General features: G+C 64.3%; 7 protein-coding genes. 2 read left to right on the top strand and 5 right to left on the bottom strand.

Annotated features, from left to right (window positions below; genetic code table 11):
* On the top strand, positions 1-851 hold an 851-nt coding region (locus tag AX735_RS07655; protein ID WP_156447444.1), incomplete at its 5' end, for an aldehyde dehydrogenase family protein.
* Positions 852-858: 7 nt separating this feature from the next.
* Here the strand turns inward: AX735_RS07655 and AX735_RS07650 are convergent.
* From AX735_RS07650 to AX735_RS07630, 5 genes are all read right to left on the bottom strand, one after another.
* A complete protein-coding gene (locus tag AX735_RS07650; protein ID WP_066278122.1) occupies positions 859-2,499 on the bottom strand; it encodes an ATP-binding protein in 1,641 nt (546 codons plus the stop codon).
* Positions 2,500-2,600: 101 nt separating this feature from the next.
* Positions 2,601-3,752: a cell division protein ZapE gene (gene zapE, locus AX735_RS07645; RefSeq protein ID WP_066278119.1), complete on the bottom strand. Its 1,152-nt coding sequence runs from the start codon at positions 3,750-3,752 to the stop codon at positions 2,601-2,603.
* Positions 3,749-4,231 (bottom strand): PaaI family thioesterase, encoded by a 483-nt coding sequence (locus tag AX735_RS07640; protein ID WP_231750056.1) that lies wholly within the window; start codon positions 4,229-4,231, stop codon positions 3,749-3,751. Before AX735_RS07640 ends, zapE begins: the two co-directional genes overlap by 4 nt.
* A gap of 42 nt (positions 4,232-4,273) precedes the next feature.
* A complete protein-coding gene (locus tag AX735_RS07635; RefSeq protein ID WP_023837976.1) occupies positions 4,274-5,056 on the bottom strand; it encodes a succinate dehydrogenase iron-sulfur subunit in 783 nt (260 codons plus the stop codon).
* Between the two features lie 96 nt (positions 5,057-5,152).
* On the bottom strand, positions 5,153-6,160 hold the full coding sequence (locus tag AX735_RS07630) for a phosphoribosylglycinamide synthetase (RefSeq protein ID WP_066278127.1): 1,008 nt from the start codon (positions 6,158-6,160) through the stop codon (positions 5,153-5,155).
* Positions 6,161-6,282: 122 nt separating this feature from the next.
* Here AX735_RS07630 and AX735_RS07625 point away from each other — a divergent pair, with 122 nt between their 5' ends.
* Positions 6,283-7,746, top strand: a complete 1,464-nt coding sequence (locus AX735_RS07625) for a hypothetical protein (RefSeq protein ID WP_066278117.1) — start codon at positions 6,283-6,285, stop codon at positions 7,744-7,746.
* Positions 7,747-7,943 lie beyond the last annotated feature (197 nt).

The raw sequence follows: 7,943 nt of genomic DNA, 5'->3' as shown, positions 1-7,943 counted from the left end.
GTGCTGCCCTGGTCGATCATCCCGCCATGGCCCTGATCTCCGCCACGGGCAGCACGGCGATGGGACGCACGGTCGGCCAGGCTGCGGCGAAGCGCTTTGCACGCAGCCTGCTGGAGCTGGGCGGCAACAACGCGACGATCGTCGCACCGAGCGCGGACATGGAGCTGGCGCTGACCGGCTGCGCCTTCGGCTTCATGGGAACCACCGGGCAGCGCTGCACCTCGCTGCGGCGGCTGCTCGTGCATCGCTCGGTCTATGAAAGCTTCGTGCCGCGTATCATCTCTGCCGCAGCCCGCCTGCCCATCGGGGATCCGCGCGATCCGGCCAATCTGGCAGGGCCGCTGATCGATGGCGCCGCCTATGCCGCCATGCGCGACGCGCTGGCCGACGCGCGCGCGGCGGGTGCCACGGTACACGGCGGTGAACGCATCGCGGGGCCGGGCCAGGGGGTGTATGTCCGCCCCGCAGTGGTCGAGATGTCGGCGCAGACCGGGCCGATGCTGCGCGAGACCTTCGCGCCGATCCTCTATTGCCTGCGCTATGACGATCTCGACGAGGCGATCGCGCTCAACAATGCCGCCACGCAGGGCCTGTCGTCCTCGATCTTCACCAACGATCTGCGCGAGGCGGAGAGCTTCGTTGCGGCGACGGGCAGCGATTGCGGTATCGCCAACGTCAATATCGGAACGTCAGGCGCGGAAATCGGCGGCGCGTTCGGCGGCGAGAAGGAAACCGGCGGCGGCCGCGAATCCGGATCGGACAGCTGGAAGGCGTATATGCGTCGTCAGACCAGCACGGTGAACTATTCGCGCGCGCTGCCGCTGGCGCAGGGCGTGCGGTTCGAATTGTAACGGGCGATCAGTTGATTGAGGGGCCCAGCGCGTCGATGATCTTCCTGGCGAGATCGTCGACGCTATAGGGTTTGACCAGCAGCACGACATCGCTGTCGATCACGCCGTTGTGCAATATGGCATTGCGGGTATAGCCGGTGGTGTAGAGCACCTTGAGATCGGGCCGGGACTCGCGCAGCCGGTCAGCCAGCTGGCGTCCGTTCATGTGCGGCATCACCACATCGGTGAACAGCAGATCGATTGCCAGGCCATTCTCGATCAGCTGCACCGCCTCGATCGGGCTGTCGACATCGTGCACTATGAAGCCCAGTTCGATAAGGCTGGCGCGCGCCATAGCGCGGACCCCGTCATCGTCCTCGACCACCAGCACGGTGAGGTTCTGGGGCGGGGTGAAGCGCATGGCGGTCTGGCTGCCGGGCTCTTCCTCTCCGGACACCTCGGGCGCGCGCGGCAGGTAGAGCTTCACCGTCGTGCCCTTGCCCTGTTCGGAATACAGGTTGAGGTGCCCGCCCGACTGCTTGAGGAAACCATAGACCTGGCTGAGGCCGAGGCCGGTGCCCTTGCCGACATCCTTGGTGGTGAAGAAGGGATCGAGCGCACGCGCCTGTACCTCGGGCGACATGCCGAGCCCGGTGTCGCTGATCGCGATGCGGACATAATCGCCTGGCGCAAGGTCTTCCTGCTGGCCGGCATAGGCCGCGTCGAGCGTGACATTGGTCGTCTCGATCATCAGCTTGCCGCCATCGGGCATGGCGTCGCGCGCGTTGACCGCCAGATTGATGATCGCGGTTTCCAGCTGGGTCTGATCGACCGTGCAAGGCCAGACATCGCCATCGAGCTGAAGTTCTACGACGACCTGTTCGCCCAGCGTCCGTTCGAGCAGCGCGTGGACCGATCCGACAAGCGCGTTGATATCCAGCCGTCGCGGATCGAGCGGCTGCTTGCGCGCATAGGCAAGCAACCGGTGCGTCAGCGCTGCGGCGCGGTCGGCGGCATTGGCGGCATTGTCGATATGGCTGACGATGCGGGCATCGCCCTGGCCGCCTAACCGCCGCTTGGCCAGATCGAGCGAGCCGGTAATGATTGCCAGCATGTTGTTGAAATCATGCGCGATGCCGCCGGTAAGATGCCCGATCGCGTCGAGCTTTTCTGCCTGGTGCAGCCGCGCCTCGGCAATCTGGCGCTCTGCAACCTGCTGTTCCAGCTGCGCGGTGCGTTCTGCCACCAGATCGTCCAGCCCGGCATTCAGCCGAGCCAGTTCCTCGGCCACCGCCAGCCGATCGTCATGCGCGCGGAACACGCTTTCGATGATTAGCGAGATCATCAGGCTGGTGAGCAGGAAAAAGGTCATCGGCAGCCAGTCGAGATCATGCGATCGTGCCAGTGCCATGCTTGGCATGATCAGCACTTCCAGCGCGATGGCCCCGAGCACCGTTGTCAGCATCGCCGGCCAGAAGCCCGCAAAAAATGCGGCGATGACGATCGCGCCAAACAGCGTGATGAAGGGCACGCCGGTCAAATAGGCATCGAGCGCCAGCCGCCCGCCCACGCCGATGGCGAAGGCCGCGATCGCGATCCCAATGCGCAGGGCCGGGGAGCGCCGCGTTCTGCGCGCCCAACCGGTTGCGATGGCCAGTCGTTTCAGCATGGATGATGTTCCGTTCGGAAAGCATCCCTTGATAGACCGGTTCGCGTCGCCGACGCAAACTTATGTTGGTTTTGCAAAGCTTTGCGACATTATTGATTGCGTCACAGCGATGCGGTCGCGAGGTCCTCTGCGCCCGACCGCGCACCATGCCCCAAAGCCAGATAGCTGTCGGACTGCATTTCCATCAGCCGCGAGATCGTCCGGTCGAATTCGAACCGGCCATCGCCGCTGGCGTACAGATCGGCAGGTTCGGCATCGGCCGAGGCGATCAGCTTGACCTTCATCTCGTACAGTGCGTCGATCAGCGTGACGAAGCGTGCTGCCTCGTTGCGGTTTTCCGGGCCCAGGCGCGGGATGCCGACCAGAAACACCGTGTGATAGCGTCTTGCAATGGCGAGATAATCCGGCGCGCCGCGCGCCTCTCCGCACAGCTTCTTGAACGAGAAGACGGCAACACCCTTGAGCGACTTGGGCACGTGAATCGTGCGCCCGCCGCTGATCGGCACATCGGCGCTCGGCACATGCGCGGCATCGTCGGGCGAATAATCGGTCATGCGGAAGAACGCGGCACGCAGCGCAGCGGTCGCCTCGGGACCGTTGGGCACATGCCAGGTGTCGGTCCCCGACAACCGCTCGAGCCGGTAATCGACCGGGCCATTCAGCGAGAGCACGTCGAGCCGGTTCTTGATCAGAGCGATAAAGGGGAGGAAATGCTCGCGGTTCAGCCCGTCCTTGTACAGGTCGTCGGGCGGGCGATTCGATGTGGTGACGATGGTGACCCCGGCCTCGATGATCGCGGTGAACAGCCGCGACATGATCATCGCGTCGGCGCTGTTGTTGACGACCATTTCGTCGAATGCGATCAGCCGGTAGTTATCGCTGAACTGACGCGCGACCGGCGGAATGGGGTCGCCCTGCATCTTGTCGCGCTCGACACGCAGCCGCGCGTGAATGTCCTGCATGAACTCGTGGAAATGGACGCGGACCTTGCGGTTGATCGCGACCGATTCGTAGAACAGGTCCATCAGCATCGATTTGCCGCGTCCCACCCCGCCGAACATGTAGAGGCCGCGCACGGGGTCGGGCTTGGCCTCGCGCGCCATCAGACGCCACAGCAGCGATCCGCGCGGCGGCACCGCCTCCAGCGCATCCTGCATCGCCTGCAGCCGCACGGCAGCGGCGCGCTGATCGGCATCGGGTCGCAATTCGCCCGCGCTGACCATCCTGTCGTAGCGGGCGAGCGTTCCGGTCATTGCGATTTCGCGCGCGGGGCAGGGGTCTTGCGGATGGTGCCGGTGAATGCGCAGACGGTTTCTCCCGCCTGCACCACCAGCCCGCGCAGGAACATCAACCGACCGGTTTCGCGGATGATCTCCACCTCGGCATCGAGCGGTTGGCCGACCTTGCCGGCGCCGACGAAATGGCTGTTGAGATCGAGCGTCACCGCAGGCCCATGCCGCAGAGCACCATGCAGCCGCGCGCAGACGAACAGTGATATATCGACCTGAGTCAGGATAGCGCCGCCATGGACGTTGTTGGCGAGATTGCCCTGCAGATGCCCAGGCTCCGTGCGCACGACGACGATGCCGTCGTCACGCTTCATCACCCACATCGGCCCAAGCGTGCTGTTATAGCGGTTCTGCTCGCGCAGTGCCCAGCGCATCCAGCCCGGACGATCGGGGTCCGGGTCGAACGCGAAATCGTCGGGCATATCGAGAGTGGTTGCGTCCACCTTTGCGGGGGTATCGAACGGGTCTGTCGGCGGATGGACCGATCAGACGTGCCGTTCGACCTCCATCTTCTTGATCTCGGCAATCGCACGCGCCGGGTTCAGGCCCTTGGGGCAGACATTCGCGCAGTTCATGATGGTGTGGCAGCGATAGAGGCGGAAGGGGTCTTCCAGCTCGTCGAGCCGCTCGCCGGTCATCTCGTCGCGGCTGTCGGCCAGCCAGCGATAGGCCTGGAGCAGGATGGCCGGGCCAAGGAACTTGTCCGAATTCCACCAATAGCTCGGGCAGCTGGTAGAGCAGCAGGCGCACAGGATGCACTCGTACAGCCCGTCGAGCTTGGCGCGATCCTCGGGCGACTGCAGCCGCTCCTTGCCCGAGGGCACCGGCGTCACGGTCTGCAGCCAGGGCCGGATCGAGGCATATTGCGCATAGAAATGGCTGAAATCGGGAACCAGGTCCTTGATGACGTCCATATGCGGCAGCGGGGTGATGCGGACCTCGCCCTTGCAGTCCTCGATCGCGGTGGTGCAGGCCAGGCCATTGCGGCCGTTGATGTTCATTGAGCACGATCCGCAAATCCCCTCGCGGCACGAGCGGCGGAAGGTGAGCGTCGAATCCTGTTCCGACTTCATCTTGATCAGCGCGTCGAGCACCATCGGCCCGCAATCGTCCAGATCGATGTCGAACGTGTCGTAGCGCGGGTTCTCACCGCTGTCGGGATCGTAGCGATAGACCTTGAAACGTTTCAGCCGCCCGCCGGTCTTCGCGCTGAACGCCTGGCCCTTGCCAGTGATCTTGCTGTTCGCCGGGAGCGTAAACGTAGCCATGGAAAATCCCTCGTCCTTCAATGCGTCCGGGAGCCTAGATAGTCATTTTGGTGCCAAGGCTCAATTGCATATGGCACCTTGAACCGAAAAGGATTTTCAATCCATCAACCCGTGGCTGCGCAGGCTTTCCGCGACGATCGTCTCGATCAGCTGTTCCTGCGTCCAGCCGGCGCGCACGGCGGAGCGGCCGAAGACCTTCTGGCTCCACAGGTTGCAGTTGAGATTGACCTCGAGGAAATGCAGCTCGCCCTTTTCGGCATCGAGCCGGAACTCGTAGCGGCCGTAATCGAAGGGCACGAATTCCTGCGCCAGATTGGCGGTGTGCGCGGCGATCTCTGCCTCGAACGGCGAGCCTTCGAAATCGACCAGCTCGTACTTGCTCGCGCGCTCGACCAGGTCGCGCTTTTCCCAATAGGTGCGCAGGTGAGTCGGATCGGCCTGTTCGAACAGCATCATCGGCAGGATCAGCGGGCGGCCATGCATCGTCACCACCGGCACCTCGACATCGCTACCGGTCAGGAACGGCTCGACGATCGCGTCATGCCCTTCCTCGTGAATCGCGGCGATCGCGTCCTTCACGCCTGCCCAGTCGCCTGCGTCGCGCACGCCCCAGCTTGCCGAGGAGGCGTTGGGCTTGATCACCATGCGCTCGGCCATCGGGCAGAGCTTCTCGTCGACCGGGCCGCCCTTGCGATAGATCGCCCAGTCGGCCGTCGGGATACCGCGCGCGCGGGCCACGAGCTTGGACAGGTGCTTGTCGTCCGAAAGGCCGCGCAGGATCGGGCTGCCGCCGAGATAGGGCAGGCCCTTGCGGTTGCACAGCAGCGGTACCAGCATTTCCGAATTCACGAAGCCGCCGCGGTTGAGCAGCGAGAAGACGAAATCGACCTCGGGCGGATCGAACAGCATCGCGTACTGGTTGCCCACCAGCAGATTGTCGAACAGCCCTTCCAGGATGGTGCGCACCTCATTGTGGTACACGGCATGGTTGCCGTCCTCCGGATGCAGCGAGCCATCGCCCAGCGCGTGCTTGGCGAGGAACAGCACCTTGAGCGTCTCGCGGGTCTTCGCATCGATGGTCAGCGGGGCAGGATATTGGTTCACGGCAAAACGCACTTTCTTTGGGTTTGCGGACGGGCGTCGGGCCAAAGCGGCTTGCCTTAATGGCCAGCGCCCCTATAGCCGCGCCCTTATCCGCTTCGGGGGCGCAGCGAAAGATAAGTTTGATGCAACAGGAATTGCACAAGACGGTCAGCCATCTGCTCACGATCGGTGGAGACGAACGAATCGTCCCGGCGCATGCCGATGGCACCAACAAGTATTTCAGCTCTCCCTTCCCGCGTCAGACGGTGACCTATGCGTCATCGACCGCGAACGATATCTCGCAGCCCGCCTTCGACCATCTGTGCGATTTCGTGGCTGATCATGGGCTGAACGCGGACATGGTGGGCACCGATTATGCCGGACACCTCTCGGTCCTGCGCGATCGCATCGCCGTCGCCTACGGCCTGCCCAAGGGGACGGATGTCGCGTTCTCCGCCTCGGGCACGGACCTCGAATATATCGCGCTCCAGGCCTTTGCCGGCCGCGCGCCGCAGGGCATCCACAACGTCTTGCTCGGCGCCGACGAAGTGGGCAGCGGCTGCATCCTGAGCGCGGCGGGGCAGTATTTCGCTGGCCAGACGGCGCTGGGTGTCCCGACGAGCAAGGGACAGCCGGTGGCTGGTCTCGCGCCCGTGTCGCTTTCCGAAGTGTCGGTGCGCAACGGTTTCGGTGAGGCGTTCGACAGCGCGGTGATTGTGGCTGCGATGCGCAGCGAGATCGAACGTGCGCTGATCGCGGGCAAGTTTCCGCTGCTGCATGTGGTGCATGGATCGAAAACCGGGCTCATCCTGCCGCATCTCGACGATATCGATGCGCTTATCACGCAATTTGGCGACTCGATCGGCTTTGTCGTCGATGCCTGCCAGGCGCGGATCACGAGTCCCGCGATCAGCGCCTATCTGATGCGCGGCGCGGTGGTGCTGCTCACCGGTTCCAAGTTCATGGGTGGTCCGCCCTTTGCCGGCTTTGCGCTGGTGCCGCGCGCGACGGCGCAGCGGATCGCGCCGCTGGGCGAGGGCATGGCCACGATCTTCCGCCGCGCGGAGCTTCCCGATAGCTGGGCAGGGGCGGAAAAGCTTCCGATGAGCGGCAATGCCGGGCTGACGGTTCGGCTGGCGGCAGCCTTGTTCGAGCTGGAGCGATTCCAGGCGCTCGATTTCCACACGATCGCGCGGGTGGTCGAACAGTTCCGCTGTGCCTCGCTGGCGCTGGTCGATCGGATCGGCGGTACGCGTGTGACGCCATATCCCTTTGCCGATCGCGAATCCGCGGGGGCACATCCCATCGAGATGCGCACGCTGACGACCGTGGATCTGAGCGGGGAGGGGCGTGCGATCGATTTCGACGGTGCGACGGCGATCCAGCTGAGGATGATGCAGTCGGGCGTGCGGCTGGGCCAGCCGGTCAAGTGCGCGCGCTTCCAAGGGCCGGACATGATGGGCAAGGTGCGCGGCACATTGCGCATCGGCATTTCGATGCCGCAGATGGTGGCGCTGGCGGCGCTGGGAGACGCGGCCGAAGCGCAGCTCGATTCCGATATGGCGGCGATTGGCGACGCGTTCGAGGCGTCGCTCGCGGCCGACTGAGCCCCGCCCGACCGACCAGCACGAAAAAGGGGTGCCCTGCCGGTCTGGCGGGGCACCCCTTTTTGTTGCGACTTAAAACCCTTTAATTGCCGAAAGTGCGCTGCCACCAGCCGCGACGCGGCGGTTCGGTGCTTTCGGCGGGTGCTTCGGCGGCCTTGGCCGTATCGGCTGCGGCAGGTTCTGCCTCGGCCACCGGC

Origin of the sequence: Blastomonas sp. CCH1-A6 (assembly GCF_001556365.1) — a bacterium.
Taxonomy (GTDB): Bacteria; Pseudomonadota; Alphaproteobacteria; order Sphingomonadales; family Sphingomonadaceae; genus Blastomonas; species Blastomonas ursincola.
The sequence above is the reverse complement of the archived record's forward strand: the minus strand, read 5'-3'. Positions and strand labels throughout refer to the sequence as shown.

What these genes read in the sequence shown, in the direction of transcription:
- AX735_RS07635 (WP_023837976.1), bottom strand. Translation starts at nt 5,056, where the DNA reads ATGGCTACGTTTACGCTCCCGGCGAACAGCAAGATCACTGGCAAGGGC.
- zapE (WP_066278119.1), bottom strand. Translation starts at nt 3,752, where the DNA reads ATGACCGGAACGCTCGCCCGCTACGACAGGATGGTCAGCGCGGGCGAA.
- AX735_RS07625 (WP_066278117.1), top strand. Translation starts at nt 6,283, where the DNA reads ATGCAACAGGAATTGCACAAGACGGTCAGCCATCTGCTCACGATCGGT.
- AX735_RS07650 (WP_066278122.1), bottom strand. Translation starts at nt 2,499, where the DNA reads ATGCTGAAACGACTGGCCATCGCAACCGGTTGGGCGCGCAGAACGCGG.